This is a genomic window from Prodigiosinella aquatilis, assembly GCA_030388725.1.
Lineage (GTDB): Bacteria > Pseudomonadota > Gammaproteobacteria > Enterobacterales > Enterobacteriaceae > Prodigiosinella > Prodigiosinella aquatilis.
Genome location: CP128857.1, coordinates 4,105,592 through 4,129,340 on the forward strand (window position 1 = coordinate 4,105,592; position 23,749 = coordinate 4,129,340).

The window sequence follows — 23,749 nt, forward strand, 5'->3', positions numbered from 1 at the left end:
ACGCAGCCAACACACCTGCAATTTGAAAGACAACGGGCATATATCATTCCCTTGGCAAAACACCCGCATCAACCAACGTTTGTTTTACCTGCGCTTTTCGTGCCGCATTCAAGGGTTGGGTGGGAGGTAAACAGGTGGTGGAAATATCCAGACCACACAGGCACATCGCCTCTTTCACTACGTTAACAAATGGGCTGTCTATCTGATAAAGCCGCGGCAATTGCAGAATAATTTTATGTTTTTCCATCGCCTGAATCGCATCACCGGCACAGACCGCCTGATAAAGCGCAACCGACAGTTGCGGAGCAAAGTTGCTGCTGGCGGAAATAGCGCCATCACCTCCCAACAGCAATGTATTGAGCAAGTGGTCGTCAAATCCGCAGAATACGCTGAAATTTGGATGTGCCGCCTTGACGATGGTGATCATGTCGCGCAGATGGGCAACCGAATTGATGGTGTCTTTAATGCCGACAATATTGGCATACGCATCGACGAGGCGTTTTACCAAATCAGGATAAAGATCCTGTCCGGTGAGCTTCGGAAAGTTATACAGAATGATCGGCAACGTTACCGCCTGGGCAATCGCACCGTAATAGCCAAATACATTTTCTTCAGTAATTTGCCAGTAATACGGATTGATAGCCACGATGGCATCGGCACCGGCCAATTGCGCATGCTGGCTCAGCGCTACGGCTTCACGGGTATTGGTACTGCCTACACCAATCAGCACCGGTACGCGCTTATTCACGATACGGACAGCCACTTCCGCCAGTTGCATACGTTCAGCCGCCGACATCTGCGAAAATTCGCCACCGGTGCCGAGAAAAAACAAGCCATTGACGCCAGCCGCAATCAGATTGTCGATAACCCGCTGCATGCCCGCTTCATCCAGTGATCCATCCGTAGAAAAGATCGAGGATACCGGGGGAATAATCCCGGCAAATTTTGTGGCAGAACTCATTTAACCGCTCCTTACATCATCAAACGTAGAGAAGGGAAGGCATCGCCTGACCACAACAATCGATATGTGTCAGTCGATCTTCATTGATATTTTGTTTTATATTATAGAACCATGTTCTACATTAACGAAACGATACTACCACCCCAATTTGTGGTGAGTAAATAACCATGCTGATGATAAGTCCTGGAAATGGCTTGCAGATCACAAAATAAAATACGAGTGCAATAACCAACAAACGTCATCGTATTTTTATAATATATTGATATATATAAATTATATATAAAAAATGCCGTATCAATACGGCGTTTATTGTGGAGGGCTCAGTGGTATGAGTGATGCCTGCTGCTTCAGCATAGCGATACGATGAAGCAGACATTACTGGTCAGGCGAAAAGTGGATGAATTACTTGTTCAGACGTTATCCACTGGCCGGGGATCATTGATTACCCCATTTAAGTATCATGGATAATCATAAACATCGCAGCCTGCGTTACCAGCAGGTGTTTATTTAATAGTATCCACATAATGTTTAGTAAACATTGTGTTTTTAATAATATTACTTTCGTGAGATGGTTCACGTTAGCAACGTTATTTTCACGGCATATTTTCATAAAAATATATATCCACATGAAAATAAACATATTAATGTAATGCGCACTAATGTGAGGTACGTATAAATTAAATTGTGTTTAGTAAACATTTAGCAGTAAACTTTTCTGCGTCCTATGCGGCACCTCAGCCAGTGCACCGTCCCGAGCAGGAGCTAAAGAACATGTTAAGTCTGGGTATTGATATCGGTGGTTCAAAAATAGAAGCCGTGGTGCTGGATTCACACGGCGAGGTGGTTTACCGACAGCGCCATGCAACAGTAAAACGCAGCTATCACGTTTTCTTTCAGCATCTGTGCACAATCATTGATGAAACGCGCCAGGCACTTGGCGCACCTTTCAGCATTGGCATCGGTTTACCCGGCACGGTGGAAGTCAGTAACGGAAAGATCAAGAACTCCAATATCCTGGTCATCAACCAGCAACCACTGCCAGCTATGCTGGAAGCCTATGTCAAACAACCGGTTGCCATCAGCAATGATGCTAACTGTTTTACACTATCGGAGGCGATTGACGGCGCCGCTAAAGGCTACGCCACCGTGTTCGGGGTTATTCTCGGCACTGGCTGCGGCGGTGGTATTGCGGTCAATCAGCAGATTATCGATGGGCGCAATCGCAACGCTGGCGAATGGGGACACAACGCGTTGCCGCGTTACACGCCGGATCAGGATGGCCCATCGGTCACCTGTTACTGCGGTAAAGTTAATTGTACCGAGTCATTTATTTCCGGCACCGGTCTGGCACAACGCTACAACTTGCGGCATAACACCATGCTGAGTGCCGTGGAAATCATGGCCGCTGTGGAAGCTGGGAACACTGACGCTTGTACCCATTTTGCGCTGTTTCAGGATCAGTTGGCCCGTTCGCTGGCCAGTGTAGTAAACCTGCTCGACCCTGATGTGTTTGTGATAGGTGGCGGGCTTTCCAACTGTCGAGCGCTCTATCATGGACTGGAGCAACAAGTGGCCCGCCATATCTTCAGCAATACCTTCGTGACGCCGATTGTCGCCGCACAACATGGCGATAGTAGTGGCGTGCGCGGCGCGGCCTGGTTGGGTCAGACACATGCAGCCGCGTGTATCGCTTTATGATACATTTCCCCGTCATTGATTATTAATCTGACCGTGAACAGTCTTATCCAACCCAAACAAGCCACGACCGTCGATAAACCGGACACTAAGGAAACGCATGACCAAGCGGATAAGAATAAGAGACATTGCCACGCAAGCAGGTATGTCGGCAGGTGCGGTATCCCGTGCGCTGAAAGGACAACCAGGTCTGAAAGATGAAACCCGGCAACGTATTCTTACTATCGCTCAGCAACAAGGCTATGACTTTACCCGCTTACGCAGTGATAAAATCCGCCGCGTATTGTTCCTGCTACATCGTCAGCACAATATCTCCAGCGCCCTGTCTTTCTACTCACCGTTACTGCTCGGAGTGGAGAATGCCTGTCGTGAAGAAGGGATAGCACTCAGTTTTCTGGCCCTTGGCCCAACTGATGCAATTGAAGAACAGGTGCGCCGCCATGATCCAGATGCCTTGCTGTGCGCCGGTTTTTTTGAACCGGAGTTGCTCGCCGTGCTACAAAGCATGCAATTGCCGCTGGCGCTGATTGATCTGTGGTCCCCCAATCTACCCAGCGTCAACCCCGATAATGTGCAGGGCGGTTATCTGGCCACCCGACACCTGATTGAACAGGGTCGTACACGTATCGCCTTTCTGGCCAGCAGTCTGGCCCATTACAGTATTCGTTTGCGTGAAAAAGGCTACCGACAGGCGCTATATGAGGCAAAACTGTTGACCTCACCGGAATATGAAGTGATAGCCCCACCATTGCTGGATACCGAAACATCACTGATCAACGCGGTGGAAGAATTGCTGGCGCTTCCGCAGCGGCCAGACGCCATCTTTGCCTATAATGATTCAGCAGCGCTGATTGCGATACGCGTCTGCCAGCAACATGGTTTGAGCGTACCGGAAGATGTCGCGGTTGTCGGTTTTGACGATATTGAAACGGCCCGGGTGTCACATCCACCATTGACGACCATCGCCATTGATAAAGCTGAGCTGGGGCGACAGGGATTGCAACTGTTGCTGAATGCCGCACCACTAGAGGAACAACGACAGTTGGCCGTGACACTGATCGTCAGAAAAAGTGCCGGCGAAGACCAACACGACAACCTGACACACTGATTTATCCGTTTCTTACCATCAGGAGTCGCTCGTTCCGTTATCCTGAACAGCCATGATGGCCTGCTTTGCGCCGAAGTCGGCAGTGCTGGCGGCATGCTGAATACGTTAACCTTCCGGCCGGATACACCACAGGCCATATTGGTACTCTATCGCGCTCACTGGCTGGATAATCCGCAAGCGTGTACGGATCAACCGCCGCTAATGTATCGACTAGCGAGAGAATGAGTCGGTGTTCCCTTCGGGCATACCGAACAGGATGATCATAACTATTACCACCATACTCCACCTGGACTGCCGGTAAACGGCGAGTGGGAAATTACTGCGGTTGAAAATAACCGGGTACAACTTAACTCCCATTTTCCACAAGATTATCCGCTGGCAGAGCGGCAACGCACCATCATGCTGGCGGAAAACGGTTGCGTAGATTTTAGTCTGACACTGATTGCCCGACGGGACTGTCAACTACCTGTCGGGTTGCATCCTATTTTTCCCGTGGGGGGTCATGCCGGAAAGGTGGAGGTGGAACAGGAAATTGACAATATGGATCAAGGGATTGTCTATCCGCAGGCCACTGAAATATTGTCTTATATACCAGTAAATCAACGGGAATTAACATCCACCAGTTGCAGATTAAACGGCTGCGCCTGCAATTGACGCTGAATATCTGGCGGCAATCCACTATCAGTAATAATGTCTGACAGTGTAGTAAGCGGCGACACGCAAAACAGGGAATAGGCACCGTACTTACTGCTGTCCGCCAGCAAGACTCGTCGGCTGGCATTCAGCCCCAGGTCCTGTTTGATCCCTGCCTTTTCTTCCGTCGGCGTGGTAATGCCTTTTTCCAGACTCCACGAATTACAGCTGATAAACGCAATATCTGGATATACGCTGCGCAACAGACGCCGACCATGCTCGCCAATACAGGACTGACTGCTATCGTCGATACGACCACCGATGATCGTAACCTCAATCTGCTTGAATTCTGACAAAAACAATGCGATTTGCAAATCAGCGGTGATCACCCGCAACGGCAGATGCGTCAGGTTACGTGCCAATTCCAGCATGGTGGTGCCGGCATCCAGCACCACGGCGCTGCCCGGCTGTACTAGCGTGGCGGCATAACGGGCAATCGCCTGTTTTTCCGCCAGATTGCGCTGTAGTTTTTCATTAGTGGTCGGCTGGGAAGGAATAAAGCGGTTGAGCGTTACGCCGCCGTGACTACGGCTGATCACGCCTTGCTCATCCAACTTTATCAGATCACGACGAATGGTCGCCGGGGAAGCATCAATGACAGCAACCAGTTCATCTACCGTCACCAGATTATGGCTTTTCAAATAATCCATAATCTGGTCCTGACGACTTTGCCCTTTAACCCTATCCCCGCTCACGCGGGAAATATCACTCAATGTTTGCCCCACAACGATATCCGTTTACTCAGTTATCCTGATGAATCAAGCCAGTTGCATAGCCAGCTTGATTGAGATGGCCATGCTCTCAGACTTCGCTTTTCCTGTCCAGGCAATATCAAACGCCGTGCCGTGGTCCGCTGAGGTGCGGATAAACGGCAGACCTGCGGTAATATTCACCCCGTCATAGAAACCCAATAGCTTGAGCGGAATATGTCCCTGATCGTGATACATCGCCACCACCATGTCATATTGACCTTCATAAGCCTGCAAATACACCGTATCCGGTGGACAAGGGCCATAGACATCAATGCCTTTCGCTCTCATCGCCTCAACCGAAGGCATGACGATATTGATTTCTTCGTCACCAAACAAGCCGTTTTCACCCGCATGCGGATTTACCCCGGCTACAGCGATACGCGGGTGGGTAAAACCAACGCGTTTGAGGAAAGTATCAGCCATCGCAATCACGGTTTCAACACGTTCCCGACTCAGCGTGTCGAGGAATTTCCGCAGCGCGATATGAGTGGAAACATGGATCACTTTCAGCTTGTCGGTATATAGCACCATAGCGTAATCCCGGCTGTTGGTCAGCTTCGCCAGTAATTCGGTGTGCCCCGGATACAGATGCCCGGCGGAATGCAGCGCCTCCTTATTCAACGGCGCGGTAGCAATCGCATAAACCTCACCAGCCATTGCCAGTTCCGTTGCCCGTTTCACGCAACGAAAAGCCAGATCACCCGACTGCGCCTGAACTTTTCCCGGTTGCAATGCCTGTGGATCGTCCAGCGGCTCATCAATCACGTTGATAATACCAGGCGTGAACCGCGCATCAGCCGGTCGATCGATAACATTCAACTCCACATGAGGAACCACATTCAGCATCTGGATACGGCGCAACGTTTGTACACAGCCAATCACCACCGCCGGGGCACCAGACAACTCTCCCGCGACTAACGATTTTATGATGATTTCAGGGCCAATACCGGCAGGATCTCCCATCGTTACTGCAATAATTTTACTCACTCACTCTCTCCTCAATAAAACGTAAAACGTGCAGCAAGGTGGTTTCATTCCCAAACCCTCCCGCTTTAGTCATTACGGGGATATCACCGACAATACTGTCCAAAAACCGCCCCCACGGCACACAGGAGTCTATTTGCCCTTTAATCTGAAAACCGCTGGCACCCAACGCTACTGCAACAGCAATCGCTATATCGCCACCTGATAAATAGAGCCCACCCGGTAAGTGCTGCTTGACAATATTACGTGTCAGCTCACCCAGAAATTGGCTGATGACATCCCCCAGTTGTTGACGACTTAAATGCTGTTGCTGACAGACACGGTCGACATCAAAACGTTGATGATCGTGATGGCAGGTACGAAGAAGGCAGTGTTGCCCGTGCCGAAGCGCAGACACGGCGTCATACGCCCAACGCTCGGCGTTTTCAGCCAGAGAATCCCCGAAAAATAGATTGATATCGATATCAATCAGCACCGCTTTTTGATGCTGACTGACAGTAATTATCTGTTTTTGAGCGATTTCACTCATAGATCCGATAACGGCCAGTACCGATTGATTGACTGATGAAGAGAAACGGATCCGTTTCGCCAGTGCTTCACTCAGCCCGCCAGAACCGACCAGCAAAGGTTTAAAACATAACTGGTTGGCGGCATGAATGACGTTATCGAGGTCATTCTGATTTTCTGCATCTATAATCACCAACCGGACACCACACTGTGCCAACGTCCGCAAATGTGCGGCGAGGTCAATGTGACGTAATTCACTCAAATGTATCTCGGCCTGACGTAAACGACTTTGCTCGGCCAGACGCATGCCTACGGATGCAGAACACACTGGTGTTTTTGGGTCGCTGGCAAATTCTGTGTCGGTTAACAGACGCCCATTGACCCACACTTGCCCATCGCGAGTAATACGGCCAAGAGACGGCGATGCGGGAACGACCAGTGCCAGTGGAATATCTGCCACCTGTAGAACCGCTTCGATTTCCGCACCTGGATTGCCTCGCAGAGTCGAATCTATTTTTTTCACGATCCAGCCCCGACCACCGGCCTTCAACCAGGCACTCACCGCCTGTACGGTAAGCTCTGACGCCGATGATGCCGAGTGCGCGCGGCTGTCAGTATTAATGACGGTCACATCGCTCAGCAAATCACCATGCAGTTTGTTGACATCAAATACCACATTGACCCGAGCGCCACGGAGTGACAATTCAACGCCCGCATCATTGGCACCAGTGAAATCATCCGCGACGACCAATACCTGGGTTACTTCTACCTGGGTTACATCCTGCCCTTTCGGCATACCCAATCCCCGCCTTGTGATTACCTGATTATGATCATATAAAATCATATTTGATTATATGTGAGCAATATCAAATTATCAAATATGAATTTAATCTATAAATTACCCCCATAATGTGGCAATTAACGGTTCATTTTGATCATAAGAAGTCATAATGACTGATAAAAATCATCACTATTATGCTGATGTAACAGTAAAAACAGGCAAGGTAATTAGCATGAATATCAACAGCACCATCATCAGTGGTCATCAGTCACTACAGGACATTCGCTACCTCTTGAATGGCAAGCGGCACGCACTACTGGTTACTGACAAAAATATTGTGGGATTACCCGGTGTTCAAACGCTGATCACACAGATAAAGAACAACGTACCGCAACTATCTTTGATTGATAATGTACCGGCTGAGCCCAGCCAGCATGATGTGGAAGCAATCCTGAATCAGCTTACCGCCACCGGCGTTGATGCAGTGATTGGTGTTGGCGGGGGCAGTGTACTGGATGTCGCCAAGCTGCTTTCTTTGCTGTGTGCCGGTGATACAACCATTACGTTGGAAGCCTTGCTCGCCGGAATAAAACCCACCCGACGCACCGTTTCCCTGCTTATTCCCACCACAGCAGGAACCGGTTCCGAAGCCACCCCGAATGCCATTCTGGCTATCCCGGAACAAGAAACCAAAGTCGGGATCATCACTCCCATGATGTTGCCGGATTACGTTGCTTTGGTACCAGAATTGACCACTAGCATGCCGCCGCACATTGCCGCATCAACCGGCATTGATGCGCTGTGCCATCTGATTGAATGCTTCACCGCCACCGTCTCCAATCCGGTGGGAGACAACTATGCCCTGATAGGATTAAAGAAACTGTTTGCCAACATCGAAACAGCGGTACGCGAACCGGAAAATCTGGAAGCCCGGCTCAACATGCTATGGGCCTCATATTACGGCGGTGCAGCCATCGCTCATTCCGGCACTCACCTGGTACACGCGATGTCTTATCCCCTTGGCGGCAAATATCACATACCACATGGCGTAGCTAACGCCATTCTGCTGGCACCCTGCATGCGTTTCGTCCAGCCAGCGGCTCAGGAAAAATTTGCACAGGCTTACGATCTGCTACCGGACGCAGATCTGTCCCTTAATGCTTCACAGAAAGCCCAAGAGTTGGTCAGTTATTTCACCGCACTGGTGAAACGTCTGAATTTACCGGCCTCACTGCAACAACTGGGTATCGACAAAGAGCACCTGCCTTATCTGGTGGAGTCAGCCTTACAGGTACAGCGTTTAATGAAGAACGTACCGACCACCGTCAGCGCTGATGACGTTCGCGATATCTATTTAACACTGTTTTAAGCCTTCATCTTCGGATAATGAGAACGACGAGGAAACACAAATGAATAAACGTATTACCGGCGTACTGACAGCAGTTGTCACGCCATTTGACGAGCAAGGTGAATTCAGTCCTTCAGCCATGCGCCATCAGGTACGACGCCAGATGCAATACGGCAACGGGGTTTTTTGTAATGGCACCAATGGTGAGTTTTTTGTATTGCACACCGATGAAAAAGTGGCGGTCACTGCGGCTTGTGTCGATGAAGTGGCCGGTAACGTGCCAGTAGTGGCACACATTGGTGAAATTTCGACCAGGGAGACCATCAAGTTAGGTAAACGAATCGCTGCGCTGGGTGTCGATGCCGTCTCCGTCATCACACCGTACTTTGTGCCACTCAAACAGGAAGAGTTAATCGCCCATTATCGCGCTGTCGCGGATGCGTTAACCGTACCGATATTTCTCTACAACATTCCAGCCCGTACCGGCAATACGATCCACCCTGAAACCGCCCGCATTCTGGCGGACCATCCCAATATCATCGGCATCAAAGACAGTGCTGGCAGCTATGAAAGCCTGAGCGGTTTTCTCAATGCCGTCAAAGATATGCCGGGCTTTGATGTACTGAACGGCCCGGATTCATTGATCCATCAAGGATTTGTCGACGGCTGTTCAGCCTGTATTTCTGGGCTGGCCAACGTTGCTCCTGAAGCTATCAGTCAAATCTGGCAGCGTTTTCATGCTGGCAACATTGAAGGCTCGAAACTCGCTCAGGAACAGGTTAGCGAATTACGCAAAACGCTCTATGCCGTCGCCTTCTCCCCGGCTGTGGTGAAAAAGGCGCTGACGTTGATGGGCCAGGATGTTGGCGTGAGCCGCTATCCCGTGTGTTTCAGCGCCGAAGAAGAGCAGCGGATCCACCAGATCGTCAATCAATATTGTTCAATCATTTAGCGGCAGAGTGTTGCCTGCTTTAACATCAGGAAAAACATGATGAAAGTGATCTGTACCTCCCCTTCTTTTGCCAAATATGATCCACAGCCGATCACTGTGTTACAGGAACAGGGTTTTGAACTGATTACTCTGCCTACAGATGCACCGTTAAAAGCACTTAAGCCGCACCTGGCTGATGCCGTGGCACTGATTGTGGCGTTTACCGACGTCAGTGATACGTTGCTGGATCTTGCCCCACAGTTGAAAATCATCTGCAAACATGGCGTAGGTGTCGACAATATCGATTTGCAAGCTACCAGGGACAGAGGCATTTATGTAACCAACGTTCCCGACGCCAACAAGCATGCGGTTGCCGACTTTACCCTTGCATTAATTCTCAATGCAGCACGTCAAGTGACAACGGCAGCGCTGGAGACTCGCGCCGGTCGCTGGCCACGTATTTTTGCCACTGATGTTTATGGAAAAACGCTGGGCATTATCGGTCTGGGGAACATTGGCAAACAGGTAGCTCTGCGGGCAAACGGTTTCAATATGCGAGTGCTGGCTTTCGATTTTTATCCCGATCAACAGTTTGCCGATGAATATAACATTCAGTTTGTTTCTCTGGATGAGCTGACAGAGCAGAGTGATTTTATCACCCTGCATACACCGTTGACGAATGAGACACACCATCTGTTTAATGCCGTGCGTCTGCGCCAAATGAAGCAATCGGCTTTTTTGATCAACGTGTCACGAGGCGGCGTGATCAACGAAAGCGACCTTTATCAGGCGCTGATTGACAACACCATCGCTGGTGCCGCCGCCGACGTTTTTGAGCATGAACCGCTGACTGAGCATCCGCTATTTTCCCTGACTAATTTCATTCCCACCTCACATATCGCGGGATATACCGACGGGGCCATCAGCGCCATCAGCGCCCGTTGTGTGCAGCAAATTATTCAATGTGTGAAGCAGCAGCAGCCTCCCGTCAATGTGATGAACAATCTGTAAATAAGCCTGGGGCACCGCCTCCTCACCGACAAAAAGCTGAACATTGATTCAGCTAATAATAATCTCTGTACAGGGCTATGACTATGACTTCTCATACAGGTAACACCCATATCCGCTGGTGGATTGCATGCTTGATGTGGCTGGCAATTGCTATTAACTATATTGACCGTACCGTGCTCTCTGCCGCTGCACCGCATCTTATTGATGAACTGAGTCTGAATCCCGAAACAATGGGCTTTATTATGGCCGCATTTTTCTGGTCCTATGCTCTACTGCAAATTCCCGCTGGCTGGTTTGCCGATCGCTTCGGCCAAAAAAAGGGGCTGGGATTAGCCGTTGCCTGGTGGTCTATTGCCACCTCAATGATGGGGCTCTCAACCGGTTTCAAATCCCTACTGGCATTGCGTCTGGCTCTAGGAGTGGGCGAGGCGGCAGCTTATCCCAGTAACGCCGGAATCACTGCTCGCTGGTTCCCGGATAAAGAACGAGCTACCGTCTCCGGTCTATTCGACAGTGCATCAAAATTTGGTGGTGCTGTGGCCATGCCACTGATCGTCTGGATGATCTACATGTTCGACTGGCGACTGACTTTTCTGATCATCGGTTCTGTCGGTCTACTGTGGGTGATTGCCTGGTATTTTATATACTCGGAAAACCCGGAAGAGCATAAGACAATCAGCCAACAGGAAGTGCGCTTGATCCGTGATGGTCAGGCCCGTAAACATGGTGATAGAAGCGTTCGTCCAATGAAGTGGTACAAATTACTGCGCTATCGCAATATCTGGGCCATGTGCATTGGTTTCTTCACTATCAACTACACCTCCTACTTCTTTATCACCTGGTTACCGACCTATCTGGTAAAGGATAAAGGAATGGATTTTATCAAAATGGGGATGATTGCTGCCCTACCTCTGTTGTGCGGCATGATTGTCGAAATCATAGCTGGCTGGGCATCCGACCGGATAATACATAAAAAAATATTATCGCTGACCACCACCCGTAAGCTGTTTTTAACTATTGGGCTATTGATGGCGCTCTGCATTGGTATTGCTCCCTTCACCGATTCGGTATCTATGACTGTTTTCTTACTGTGCGTAGCAAAGTCGGGCACCACAGTCGCTGCTTCTCAGGTCTGGGCATTACCCGGTGACGTGGCCCCCAAAAACAGCGTTTCTGTGGTCGCCGGTCTGCAAAACAGCGTTTCCAATATGGGGGGGGCTATCGGGCCGGTTGTAACCGGAGCTATTGTGGCCACCACAGGCTCCTTCACCTGGGCGTTAGTCTTCTCCTCCGTGTTAGTAGCAATCGGTATCCTGAACTACCTACTCCTCATGGGAAAAGTTGAGCCAATCGAGGATCCCGATGCGCCTTCAACACATCAGTTATCGATGGGAAGAGCTTGACCAATCAGCAAGGTAAGCACACAAATACTCAGAGAGTACGGTTTGTGGCTTTGACCGTACTCTCTTTCAGTACTGCCATTAACTACACCAGTCGTGCCACAATAAGTGTGGTTTGTGGCCCACGATCTCAACGCTTCAACACTGACAACAGCCCGCTACACTCGGCTTTCTTCTGGTGCCATACTCTTGCTATTTTCCGACTACCCGACCTTTCTTGTGAGGTTACACTTCGCACTATATTACTATCGGATATTTCAACTTTTTTGCACAAACGCCCGATATTTCACAACCAGATCGAGAAAATCATCCAGCCCACACAGCGACAGACTTTCCTCGTCGTAATAGCTCATACCTTCTTCTATCTCATCACCATCAAGTTCAAGCTGATTTGCACGAATCAAGACTTCTTCACTGTCTAACAATAATGTGTACTCATGCCCGATATGCTGCCACTGGCGTTCACTTCCAGCGATATCACGCGCCGCATTTTCAATCTCGTCCAGGAGTACCAACTGACTTTTTACTTCCTCATTAAACCAATGCCCAACTGCCTCATGCCCCATCGACATTTTGACAATTACCTGACCAGTCAGATCGCGTAAAAATTCATAGTCCATGATGATTCTCCTGTGAGTACGCAATAGTCAGTGTAGCTACCAGGCGGAGATGCCGTAGTGACAGCCCGCAAATTGACAGTAAAAAAGGGAGGCCAAACGGCCTCCCTTTTATGCGGGCATAACTATAACGGTTTAAACGGCGGTCTGGAAGATCACCGCATCCGCTTTTTCCGTATACTGCTGTAAGTGGTCAAAATTCAGGTAACGATAGGTATCGTTCGCGGTTTTGTCCACCTGTGCCATGTAGGTCTGGTACTCTTCCGGCATCGGCAAACGGCCCAACAGGGCGGAAACCGCCGCCAGCTCCGCTGACGCCAGATAGACATTCGCGCCATTACCCAAACGGTTCGGGAAGTTACGCGTCGACGTGGACACTACCGTCGCCCCTTCCGCCACTCGTGCCTGATTCCCCATGCACAGCGAGCAACCGGGAATTTCAATCCGCGCGCCACTCTTGCCAAACACGCTGTAGTAGCCTTCTTCCGTTAACTGCGCGGCATCCATCCGTGTCGGTGGTGCCACCCACAGCCGGGTCGGCAACTGGCCTTTATGCTGATCCAGCAATTTCCCCGCCGCCCGGAAATGGCCGATGTTGGTCATGCAAGAGCCGATGAACACTTCATCAATCTTGCTGTTCGCCACATCAGATAACAGGCGGGCGTCATCCGGATCGTTCGGCGCACACAGGATCGGCTCCTTGACTTGCGCCAAATCGATCTCGATCACCGCGGCGTATTCCGCATCCGCATCCGCTTCCAGCAACGTCGGCTCCGCCAGCCATTTTTCCATCCCCTGAATGCGACGCTCCAACGTGCGACGGTCGCCATAACCTTCGGCAATCATCCACTTCAGCAAGACGATGTTGGAGTGGAGATATTCGATGATCGGCGCCTTGTCCAGTTTGATGGTGCAACCCGCCGCCGAACGCTCGGCAGACGCATCCGCCAGTTCAAACGCCTGCTCGACCTTGAGATCCGGCAACCCTTCAATTTCCAGAATACGGCCGGAAAAGATGTTTTTCTTGCCTTTCTTCTCGACAGTCAGCAACCCCTGCTGAATGGCGTAATAAGGGATCGCGTGCACCAAATCCCGCAGCGTGATACCTGGTTGCATTTTGCCTTTGAAACGCACCAGTACCGACTCCGGCATATCCAGCGGCATCACGCCTGTCGCCGCCGCAAACGCCACCAGCCCCGACCCCGCCGGGAAAGAAATGCCTATCGGGAAACGGGTGTGCGAATCCCCTCCGGTACCGACCGTATCCGGCAGCAGCATCCGGTTCAGCCAGGAGTGGATGATACCGTCACCGGGACGTAGCGACACACCGCCACGGTTCATGATGAAATCGGGCAGCGTATGGTGTGTGGTGACATCAACCGGTTTCGGGTAGGCGGCGGTATGACAGAAAGATTGCATCACCAGGTCCGCCGAGAAACCAAGGCAGGCCAGATCCTTCAGCTCGTCACGGGTCATCGGACCGGTAGTGTCCTGCGACCCCACCGACGTCATCTTCGGTTCGCAATATTCGTTCGGACGAACACCGGCCACGCCACAGGCGCGCCCCACCATTTTCTGCGCCAGCGAGAAGCCTTTGCTGCTGGCGGCGACCGCTTTGGCGATACGGAAGACATCGCTGGACGGTAATCCGAGCGATTCGCGGGCTTTGGTGGTCAACCCACGGCCAATAATCAACGGAATACGTCCACCGGCACGCACTTCGTCGAGTAACACGTCGGTTTTCAACTCAAAGGTCGCCAACAGCGCATCAGTATCATGATGACGCACTTCCCCTTTGTAGGGGTAAATGTCGATCACGTCGCCCATATTCAGTTTGGCAACATCGACTTCAATTGGTAATGCACCCGCATCTTCCATCGTGTTGAAGAAAATCGGCGCGATTTTACCCCCCAGCACCACGCCACCGGCGCGTTTGTTCGGGACGTTGGGAATATCGTCCCCCATAAACCACAGCACCGAATTGGTGGCCGATTTACGGGACGAGCCGGTTCCCACCACATCGCCCACATAAGCCAGCGGGAACCCTTTCTGATCCAGCGCCTGCAACTGTTTGATGGGCCCCACCACGCCGGGTTGATCCGGCTCAATGCCGTCACGGGCATTTTTCAACATCGCCAGAGCATGCAGCGGAATGTCGGGACGGGACCAGGCATCCGGTGCCGGAGACAGGTCATCAGTGTTGGTTTCTCCCGTCACCTTGAAAACGGTCACGGTAATTTTTTCTGCCAGCGCCGGGCGAGACAGGAACCATTCGGCCTCCGACCAGGATTGGATCACCTGTTTGGCGTAAGCATTACCAGCCTTGGCTTTCTCTTCCACATCATAGAAGTTGTCAAACATCAACAGGGTGTGAGACAACGCCGTGACGGCGATGGGCGCCAGCGTGGGGTTTTCCAGCGCGTCAATCAGTGGATGAATATTGTATCCACCCTGCATGGTACCCAACAGTTCGGTGGCTTTTTCCGGCGTAATAAGGGGAGACACAGCTTCACCCTTGGTGATGGCGGCCAGGAAACCCGCTTTGACGTAGGCCGCCTCATCAACACCCGGCGGAACGCGATTGACTAACAGATCGACTAAAAATGCTTCTTCACCAGCGGGAGGATTCTTCAGCAATTCCACCAATGCCGCCATCTGTGCGGCGTCTAATGGTTTAGGAACGATCCCTTGTGCAGCCCGCTCGGCTACGTGCTTACGATATTCTTCTAGCACGACTTTCTCCTCGCTCTCATTGTCTTAATTAACCCGGCGCTCTGCTTCCGGTTGTGATGTCCATGCCTGAATGTAAGCGTGTGGATGTAGGGTCAGAGTGTCCGGTCCAGCCTGTTGAGCATATCAGGATTTGAATTGATTGTTAATTCATTCACATAATAGCAACATTGTTTTGTTACTTAATCGATTCACGTCTCAATATGACCCTATTGTTACTGTCTGTATTGCCAGAATAGCACGTAATTTGCAGGCCGCTCTAGCATATAAAAGACAAAAGAAGTGTTTCGCTAAAAAGCAAAAGAAACTCAAAATAACAATGAGTTAAGAAAGAGATAGTTCGACTATGTCCGCAATATGGCACCACCTGGTATTGCCGCCAATGTCAGCCCTCATCATTCTGAGGACTGACTGAAAATGCAGTGTCAAACTACGCCGATATACAGAGAATTTCTCTCCAGAGAAGTGACTACTTTTTCTCCGGCATCAGCCAACGATCCAACCATTGAAAAGCCACATCCTGCTGCTCCTGATAAAACACATGCCCTAATTCCGGCCAGATACGTGTTTCCAGCTTGTCGTCGGCATGTTGTGAACGCCAGACTCGGTGCATTTTGTCATAAGCGTCTTCTACCGCGCTGACGGGGAAGAGTTTATCCTTGCCACCGTTGAAGACCAACATCGGTTTGGGAGCAGCAATACTGGCCACATCAGGGAAATCGAAATAGGATGATAATCCTGGATGTAGCATGTAAAACGACGACTGACCACGCAATACGTTGTTGCCTGGTGTCATCAACCCTTCGTAGGTTCCCATCCAGGAAACCGCTACTGTTGCGGCGGCTTTGTTAGACAACGCCGCCAATTGCCAGGCACGGTACGCGCCCATCGAAAAACCTACGATGCCAATACGTTGCGGGTCGACCTGTTTCAGCGAGGCAAGGAAGTCAAGCGTTCTCATATCTTCATACGCCATCGTTCCCGCCAGTGAACGTCCCAGATTGAAGAAATTACTGGCCAACGCCTGCTGCTGTTCATATTTCAACGGCCCACGATCACCCCAGCCAATGGCATCCACTGCCAACACCACATAACCACGCTTGGCCAGTTCGTCACCCACAAATCGGCCAGTAAAATATTTATCTGCCCATGCCTGCGCCGACGTCAGTTGTGCTTCATCCCCCCATGGCTTAATCATTTTCTCTTTGCCGATATCAAACTTCGCGCCATGGTCATGCAGCAAAATCACTGCCGGATGAGGGCCAGGTGTTTTTGGGATGAGTAGCAGTCCAAGCACTCGGCTCTCGTCTGTCAGATTAAATGCCACTTTTTCAGCTTTATAACTGCCGCGATCCTGTTGATCCACCATTTGCGGATCAAACGCTTTACTGGAATCTGGCGTCAGTAACAATGTACGAACCTTATTTCGTGACTGTACTTTCCACTGACTGAAATTCTTATCGTGCCCAGACAGCCAAGAGTCTGAATAAGTCATCTGCTGCTTGAGTTGCGGATAGAACGTTGGCAACGCGTCTTCAGTAACCGCGGAGGTTTGGTAATCCTTGTCGTTAGCCATCAGTGAAGAACTTACCAGACACATTGTCAGCAAACAGAGGGTGTTACGTAATCGGTTCAGTTTCATTATTATTCTCACCATAAAAATAAAACAATGTTTCTTTTATAGGGAGTTGATTGTAATTGACAGAAATAAGAACGGCGGAAGAGAAGTGAAATTCTGCGATATAGGTAGAAAAAAATCCGGCAACATGTGCCGGATAGAATATGAAATGCTTAATGGAGCGTCCCAGGCTTCAGACAGCGATACGGGGAATGTCGATCGTTTAAATGCCCAGGTACTCGGGGTGGCCCACAGGATGAGGTATCCCTTTGGGAACCTCTCCCATGGCTTCTCCCTGAAATTCAGCCTAAGTGACCGGTATCAGAGATGGAAAAATTTATTTCTTTTTTGCTTTAGGATTCGGCAAGTCAGTAATGCTGCCTTCGAAAATCTCGGCTGCCAGACCAACAGATTCATGCAACGTCGGGTGCGCATGAATAGTCAGTGCGATATCTTCCGCATCGCAACCCATCTCAATCGCCAGACCGATTTCACCCAACAGTTCACCACCGTTAGTACCGACAATCGCACCACCAATAACACGATGGGTCTCTTTGTCGAAAATCAGTTTGGTCATACCATCTGCGCAGTCAGACGCAATAGCACGTCCAGAGGCTGCCCATGGGAAAGTTGCGGTTTCGTAGCTGATGCCTTTCTCTTTGGCTTCTTTCTCGGTCAAGCCCACCCACGCCACTTCTGGTTCAGTGTAGGCAATGGACGGGATGACTTTCGGGTCGAAATAGTGTTTCTTGCCAGCGATAACTTCAGCTGCCACATGTCCCTCATGCACACCTTTATGCGCCAGCATAGGCTGGCCTACGATGTCGCCGATAGCATAGATGTGGGGTACGTTGGTACGCATCTGTTTGTCGACATGAATGAAACCACGATCGTCGACTTCCACGCCAGCCTGACCTGCATCCAGCAGTTTACCATTTGGTACACGACCAATCGCTACCAGCACCGCGTCATAACGCTGTGGTTCGGCAGGCGCTTTTTTGCCTTCCATTGTGACATAGATACCATCTTCTTTGGCTTCGACAGCGGTCACTTTGGTTTCCAGCATCAGGGTGAATTTCTTGCTGATGCGTTTGGTAAACACTTTAACGACATCTTTATCCGCTGCCGGAATGACTTGATCCAACATTTCAACCACGTCGATCTGTGAACCAAGAGCATGATAAACAGTACCCATTTCCAGACCGATGATACCGCCGCCCATGAGCAGCATGCGTCCTGGAACGGTTTTCAGCTCCAGCGCATCAGTAGAATCCCATATGCGTGGATCTTCATGTGGAATGAATGGCAACTGAATCGGACGGGAACCTGCCGCGATAATGGCGTTATCGAAATTAACGGTAGTTTTGCCGTTTTCACCATCGACAACCAGCGTATTCGGGCCGGTAAATTTACCCAGACCGTTAATCACTTTAACTTTACGGCCTTTCGCCATACCAGCCAGACCACCCGTCAGCTGGTTGATGACTTTTTCTTTCCAGGTCCGAATTTTGTCGATGTCAGTCTGCGGTTCACCAAACACAATGCCGTGTTCCGCCAGCGCTTTGGCTTCTTCAATGACTTTGGCTACGTGCAGTAATGCTTTCGAGGGGATACAACCTACATTCAGACACACACCACCCAGGGTGGCATAACGTTCTACCAGTACGGTGTCCAGACCTAAATCTGCGCAACGGAATGCTGCAGAATATCCTGCAGGACCCGCGCCAAGCACCACCACTTGAGCTTTAATTTCAGTACTCATCATGACCTCTTGTTTTGTTTGTCCGGCGGGTCAGACGTCATTTTTATGGCGAGTTAATTCAAGCACGCCCTTCATCCACCGGGACGCTTCCACCGCCAGCAGTTTACAGAATTGTTAATAATCTGCAAAGCATGTTCGGGTGAACAGTGTCTCAACCGCCGCAGGAGAGCATGCTCCGACCTGCGGCACTGACGTTAACAAAAAGGCTGGCCACAGAGCCAGCCTTTACCGTTACATCACCAGACGACGAATGTCTGCCATTATCGTACTGATATATGCGGCGAAACGTGCACCCGCAGCACCATCAATGACACGATGGTCGAAGGACAGTGACAGCGGCAACATCAGACGCGGAGCAAACTCTTTGCCGTTCCAGACCGGCTTCATGGACGATTTTGACACGCCCAGAATAGCCACTTCCGGTGCATTGACGATCGGCGTAAACGCCGTTCCGCCGATGCCGCCAAGGCTGGAAATAGTAAAGCAGCCACCCTGCATATCAGATGCGGTCAGCTTACCATCGCGAGCTTTCTTGGAGATAATCGCCAGTTCGCGGGACAATTCAATGATGCCTTTGTTGTTAACATCACGGAATACCGGAACCACCAGACCATTCGGTGTATCAACCGCCACGCCGATATTGATATATTTCTTCAGTGTCAGCTTCTGACCATCTTCAGAAATAGAGCTGTTGAAACGTGGGAATTCTTCCAGCGCTTTGGCAGCGGCTTTCATCAGGAAGACCAGCGGCGTGATTTTCACGTCCAGTCTCTTCTTCTCGGCTTCCAGGTTCTGCTGTTTACGGAATACTTCTACTTCAGTGATATCAGCTTCATCGAACTGCGTAACATGCGGGATCATTACCCAGTTACGGCTCAGGTTGGCACCAGATATTTTCTGGATACGACCCAGTTCAACTTCCTCAATCTCACCAAACTTGCTGAAATCCACTTTCGGCCACGGCAGCATACCAGGCAGACCGCCACCGGTAGCACCAGCACCAGCGGCAGGAGCGGATTCAGCGCGTTTCACCGCGTCTTTCACATACGCCTGAACGTCTTCGCGCAGGATACGACCTTTACGGCCGGTCCCCTTCACTTTCGCCAGATTGACGCCAAATTCGCGCGCCAAACGACGGATAACCGGAGTGGCATGAATATAAGCGTCGTTTTCGGCAAACTCGCCCTTGCTGTCCGCGTTGGCAACCGCGGGGGCAGCAACTTTCTCTGCTTTAGCCGCCGGTGCCGTATCTTCTTTCTTCGCCGCCGACGCAGCAGCAGGAGCTGCACCTTCAACTTCAAAGATCATAATCAGCGAACCGGTTTTCACCTTATCGCCAGTGCTTATCTTGATTTCTTTCACGATACCGGCAAACGGCGCCGGGACTTCCATAGAGGCTTTGTCGCCTTCCACAGTGATCAGTGACTGTTCAGCGGCCACTTTGTCGCCCACTTTCACCATCACTTCGGTAACTTCAACTTCATCACCGCCGATATCAGGCACATTCACATCTTTTGCTGCGGAAACACTACTGACCACCGCCGAGGCAGTCTCAGCAGCGACGGGCGCCGTGCCACCCACGTTGAAAACCATAATCAGCGAGCCGGTTTTCACTTTGTCGCCAGTGCTTATCTTGATTTCTTTCACGATACCGGCAAATGGTGCCGGGACTTCCATCGAAGCTTTGTCGCCTTCTACGGTGATCAGAGACTGTTCCGCTTCAACCTTGTCACCCACCTTCACCATCACATCGGTAACTTCAACTTCATCCGAACCGATGTCTGGTACTTCAACCTCTTTGGCGACACTGGCAGTCGCAGCAACCGGTGTAGCCGCTGCTTTATTCTCTTCGACTTTGGCGGGTGCAGCCGCAACAGCACTGTCAGCAGAATCAAAAATCATAATCAATTTACCGGTAGCAACCTTGTCGCCCACCGCCACTTTGATCTCTTTAACCACGCCCGACTGAGGTGAAGGGACTTCCATAGAAGCCTTATCACCTTCTACCGTGATCAGCGACTGTTCTGCTTCAACTTTATCGCCGACTTTCACCATCACTTCGGTGACTTCAACTTCATCTGCACCGATATCCGGTACGTTGATTTCGATAGCCATGTAATCTTTACCTCTTATGCCAGACGCGGGTTAACTTTTTCAGGATCAATGCTGAATTTCTTGATGGCTTCAGCCACTACAGAAGCGTCAACTTCACCGCGTTTAGCCAGTTCACCCAATGCTGCAACTACCACGTAGGAAGCGTCCACTTCGAAGTGGTGGCGCAGGTTCTCACGGCTGTCGGAACGACCAAAACCGTCAGTACCCAGTACGCGATAATCGCTGGCCGGGATGTAGGTACGTACCTGTTCTGCAAACAGTTTCATATAGTCGGTGGAAGCGACAGCGGGTGCATCATTCATGACCTGGGCAATGAACGGTACGCGCGGGGTTTCCGTCGGATGCAACATGTTCCAGCGTTCACAATCTTGACCATCACGGGCCAGTTCAGTAAAGGATGTAACACTATAAACATCAGAGCCGATACCGAAGTCGCTCGCCAGAATCTGAGCGGCATCACGCACATGACGCAGAATAGAACCTGAACCCAGCAACTGAACTTTACCTTTGCCGCCTTCAACCGTTTCCAGTTTATAAATACCCTTGCGGATACCCTCTTCCACACCTTGCGGCATGGCTGGCATGTGGTAGTTTTCGTTCAGTGTGGTGATGTAGTAATAGATATTTTCCTGCGTTTCACCGTACATACGAACCAGACCATCATGCATGATCACCGCGACTTCATAGGCATAAGACGGATCATAGGAGATACAGTTTGGAATGGTCAGCGCCTGAATGTGGCTGTGACCATCTTCATGCTGCAGACCTTCACCATTCAGCGTCGTACGGCCAGAAGTACCGCCGATCAGGAAGCCACGAGCCTGTTGGTCGCCGGCGGCCCAGCACAGATCCCCGATACGCTGGAATCCGAACATGGAATAGTAGATGTAGAACGGAATCATCGGCAGGTTGTTGGTGCTGTAAGACGTTGCCGCCGACAGCCAGGATGCGCCAGCACCCAGTTCATTGATGCCTTCCTGCAGAATCTGACCTTTCTGGTCTTCTTTGTAGTAAGCGACCTGCTCGCGGTCCTGCGGAGTATACTGCTGACCATTCGGGCTGTAGATACCGATTTGACGGAACAGACCTTCCATACCGAAAGTACGGGCTTCATCAGCGATAATCGGAACCAGACGATCTTTGATCGATTTGTTCTTCAGCATCACGTTCAGAGCACGAACAAAAGCGATAGTGGTAGAGATTTCTTTGGTCTGCTCTTCCAGCAGAGAACTGAAATCTTCCATCGTCGGCAATTCCAGTTTTTCGGTAAACTTAGTGTGACGAGTCGGTAAATAACCTTCTAGAGCCTGGCGACGTTCGTGCAGATAGTTGTACTCTGCGGAGTCTTTTTCAAATGTCAGGAACGGCAGCTTTTCGATGTTTTCATCACTGACCGGCACATTGAAGCGGTCACGGAAATAGCGCACGCCGTCCATGTTAATCTTTTTAACCTGGTGGGCAATATTCTTGCCTTCAGCCGCGTCACCCATACCGTAGCCTTTAATGGTATGTGCCAGAATAACGACCGGTTTATCTTTGGTTTCCTGCGCTTTCTTCAGAGCGGCATAGACTTTCTTCGGATCGTGACCACCACGGTTCAACGCCCAAATCTGATCATCAGTCCAGTCTTTCACCAGTTCGGCGGTTTCCGGATATTTACCGAAGAAGTGCTCCCGCACATAAGCGCCATTCTTGGATTTAAAGGTCTGGTAATCACCATCAACGGTTTCATTCATCAGTTGGATCAGCTTACCGCTGGTATCTCTACGCAACAGTTCATCCCAACGGCCACCCCAGATAACCTTGATAACTTCCCAGCCGGCACCACCGAAGATACCTTCCAGTTCATTAATGATCTTGCCATTACCCGTAACCGGGCCATCCAGACGCTGCAAGTTACAGTTGATGAAGAACACCAAATTATCCAGTTTTTCACGGGTAGCGATGGTGATGGCGCCTTTGGATTCCGGCTCATCCATTTCACCATCGCCCAGAAACGCATAGACGGTTTGTTTAGATGTATCTTTCAGGCCACGATGTTCCAGATATTTGAGGAACTTAGCCTGGTAAATAGCCGCGATAGGCCCCAACCCCATGGATACGGTCGGGAACTGCCAGAAATTCGGCATCAATTTTGGATGTGGGTAAGAAGACAAGCCATTACCATGGACTTCCTGACGGAAGTTATTCATCTGATCTTCTGTCAGACGGCCTTCCAGGAAGGCACGGGCATAGATGCCTGGAGAAATATGACCCTGGAAATACACCAAATCGCCACCGTCCTGCGCATTGTGGGCGCGGAAGAAGTGGTTAAAGCACACTTCGTAGAACGTGGCAGAAGACTGGAATGACGCCATGTGACCACCGAGCTCCAAATCTTTCTTCGAAGCATGTAGTACCGTCATGATCGCATTCCAGCGGATAGCAGAACGAATACGACGCTCCAGCTCAAGGTTGCCAGGATATTCCGGCTCATCGTCCACGCTGATGGTGTTCACATATTGGCTTACTGCACTGCCGGCAGCCATTTTGACGCCACCTTTACGCGCTTCGGAAAGTACCTGATCAATCAGGAACTGAGCGCGTTCAACACCCTCTTCACGGATAACCGATTCGATCGCCTGTAGCCAGTCGCGTGTTTCGATCGGATCCACGTCATTATTCAAACGTTCTGACATGGTTTATTCCTTATCTGTTTCTAATCAGTTGAGTTATCTGGAGCCTGTCTTCTTACAC

17 protein-coding genes are annotated in these 23,749 nt (G+C 50.5%); 7 read left to right on the forward strand and 10 right to left on the reverse strand.

The window, feature by feature from the left end; all coding sequences use genetic code 11:
* Positions 1-43: 43 nt before the first annotated feature.
* Positions 44-961: a dihydrodipicolinate synthase family protein gene (locus tag PCO85_19180; GenBank protein WJV53266.1), complete on the reverse strand. Its 918-nt coding sequence runs from the start codon at positions 959-961 to the stop codon at positions 44-46.
* A gap of 771 nt (positions 962-1,732) precedes the next feature.
* Between PCO85_19180 and PCO85_19185 the strand changes: the two genes are divergently transcribed.
* From PCO85_19185 to PCO85_19195, 3 genes are all read left to right on the forward strand, one after another.
* Entirely contained in the window at positions 1,733-2,659 is a 927-nt protein-coding gene (locus PCO85_19185; GenBank protein WJV53267.1) for an ROK family protein, read from the forward strand.
* Positions 2,660-2,756: 97 nt separating this feature from the next.
* Positions 2,757-3,764 carry a LacI family DNA-binding transcriptional regulator gene (locus PCO85_19190; protein ID WJV53268.1) on the forward strand — a complete coding sequence of 336 codons (1,008 nt, stop codon included), beginning with the start codon at positions 2,757-2,759 and terminating at the stop codon, positions 3,762-3,764.
* Between the two features lie 93 nt (positions 3,765-3,857).
* Positions 3,858-3,989 carry a hypothetical protein gene (locus tag PCO85_19195; GenBank protein WJV53269.1) on the forward strand — a complete coding sequence of 44 codons (132 nt, stop codon included), beginning with the start codon at positions 3,858-3,860 and terminating at the stop codon, positions 3,987-3,989.
* A gap of 374 nt (positions 3,990-4,363) precedes the next feature.
* Here PCO85_19195 and PCO85_19200 read toward each other — a convergent pair whose 3' ends face one another.
* Genes PCO85_19200 through PCO85_19210 form a run of 3 tightly spaced genes read right to left on the reverse strand, consistent with a single transcriptional unit; the run spans position 4,364 to position 7,496 of the window.
* On the reverse strand, positions 4,364-5,182 hold the full coding sequence (locus tag PCO85_19200; GenBank protein WJV53270.1) for a DeoR/GlpR family DNA-binding transcription regulator: 819 nt from the start codon (positions 5,180-5,182) through the stop codon (positions 4,364-4,366).
* Between the two features lie 33 nt (positions 5,183-5,215).
* Positions 5,216-6,196 carry a D-threonate 4-phosphate dehydrogenase gene (locus tag PCO85_19205; GenBank protein ID WJV53271.1) on the reverse strand — a complete coding sequence of 327 codons (981 nt, stop codon included), beginning with the start codon at positions 6,194-6,196 and terminating at the stop codon, positions 5,216-5,218.
* Positions 6,189-7,496 (reverse strand): four-carbon acid sugar kinase family protein, encoded by a 1,308-nt coding sequence (locus PCO85_19210; GenBank protein WJV53272.1) that lies wholly within the window; start codon positions 7,494-7,496, stop codon positions 6,189-6,191. Before PCO85_19210 ends, PCO85_19205 begins: the two co-directional genes overlap by 8 nt.
* 217 nt (positions 7,497-7,713) lie before the next feature.
* Between PCO85_19210 and PCO85_19215 the strand changes: the two genes are divergently transcribed.
* From PCO85_19215 to PCO85_19230, 4 genes are all read left to right on the forward strand, one after another.
* A complete protein-coding gene (locus PCO85_19215) occupies positions 7,714-8,850 on the forward strand; it encodes an iron-containing alcohol dehydrogenase (GenBank protein WJV53273.1) in 1,137 nt (378 codons plus the stop codon).
* A 40-nt stretch (positions 8,851-8,890) separates the two neighbouring features.
* A complete protein-coding gene (locus tag PCO85_19220) occupies positions 8,891-9,781 on the forward strand; it encodes a dihydrodipicolinate synthase family protein (GenBank protein WJV53274.1) in 891 nt (296 codons plus the stop codon).
* A 39-nt stretch (positions 9,782-9,820) separates the two neighbouring features.
* Positions 9,821-10,771, forward strand: coding sequence for a phosphoglycerate dehydrogenase (locus PCO85_19225; protein ID WJV56142.1), 951 nt, complete (start codon positions 9,821-9,823; stop codon positions 10,769-10,771).
* Between the two features lie 83 nt (positions 10,772-10,854).
* Entirely contained in the window at positions 10,855-12,174 is a 1,320-nt protein-coding gene (locus tag PCO85_19230) for an MFS transporter (GenBank protein WJV53275.1), read from the forward strand.
* 254 nt (positions 12,175-12,428) lie between these two features.
* Here the strand turns inward: PCO85_19230 and yacL are convergent, their stop codons facing one another.
* From yacL to aceE, 6 genes are all read right to left on the reverse strand, one after another.
* The gene (yacL, locus tag PCO85_19235) at positions 12,429-12,791 is read right to left on the reverse strand and encodes a protein YacL (GenBank protein ID WJV53276.1); all 363 of its coding nucleotides are present in this window, start codon (positions 12,789-12,791) and stop codon (positions 12,429-12,431) included.
* Positions 12,792-12,923: 132 nt separating this feature from the next.
* On the reverse strand, positions 12,924-15,521 hold the full coding sequence (gene acnB, locus PCO85_19240; protein WJV53277.1) for a bifunctional aconitate hydratase 2/2-methylisocitrate dehydratase: 2,598 nt from the start codon (positions 15,519-15,521) through the stop codon (positions 12,924-12,926).
* Positions 15,522-15,987: 466 nt separating this feature from the next.
* Positions 15,988-17,160 (reverse strand): alpha/beta fold hydrolase, encoded by a 1,173-nt coding sequence (locus PCO85_19245; GenBank protein WJV53278.1) that lies wholly within the window; start codon positions 17,158-17,160, stop codon positions 15,988-15,990.
* 313 nt (positions 17,161-17,473) lie between these two features.
* A complete protein-coding gene (gene lpdA, locus PCO85_19250; protein ID WJV56143.1) occupies positions 17,474-18,898 on the reverse strand; it encodes a dihydrolipoyl dehydrogenase in 1,425 nt (474 codons plus the stop codon).
* A gap of 231 nt (positions 18,899-19,129) precedes the next feature.
* Complete coding sequence (gene aceF, locus PCO85_19255) at positions 19,130-21,013, reverse strand: pyruvate dehydrogenase complex dihydrolipoyllysine-residue acetyltransferase (GenBank protein WJV53279.1); 1,884 nt, start codon at positions 21,011-21,013, stop codon at positions 19,130-19,132.
* A gap of 14 nt (positions 21,014-21,027) precedes the next feature.
* A complete protein-coding gene (aceE, locus tag PCO85_19260; protein ID WJV53280.1) occupies positions 21,028-23,691 on the reverse strand; it encodes a pyruvate dehydrogenase (acetyl-transferring), homodimeric type in 2,664 nt (887 codons plus the stop codon).
* Positions 23,692-23,749: the final 58 nt, after the last annotated feature.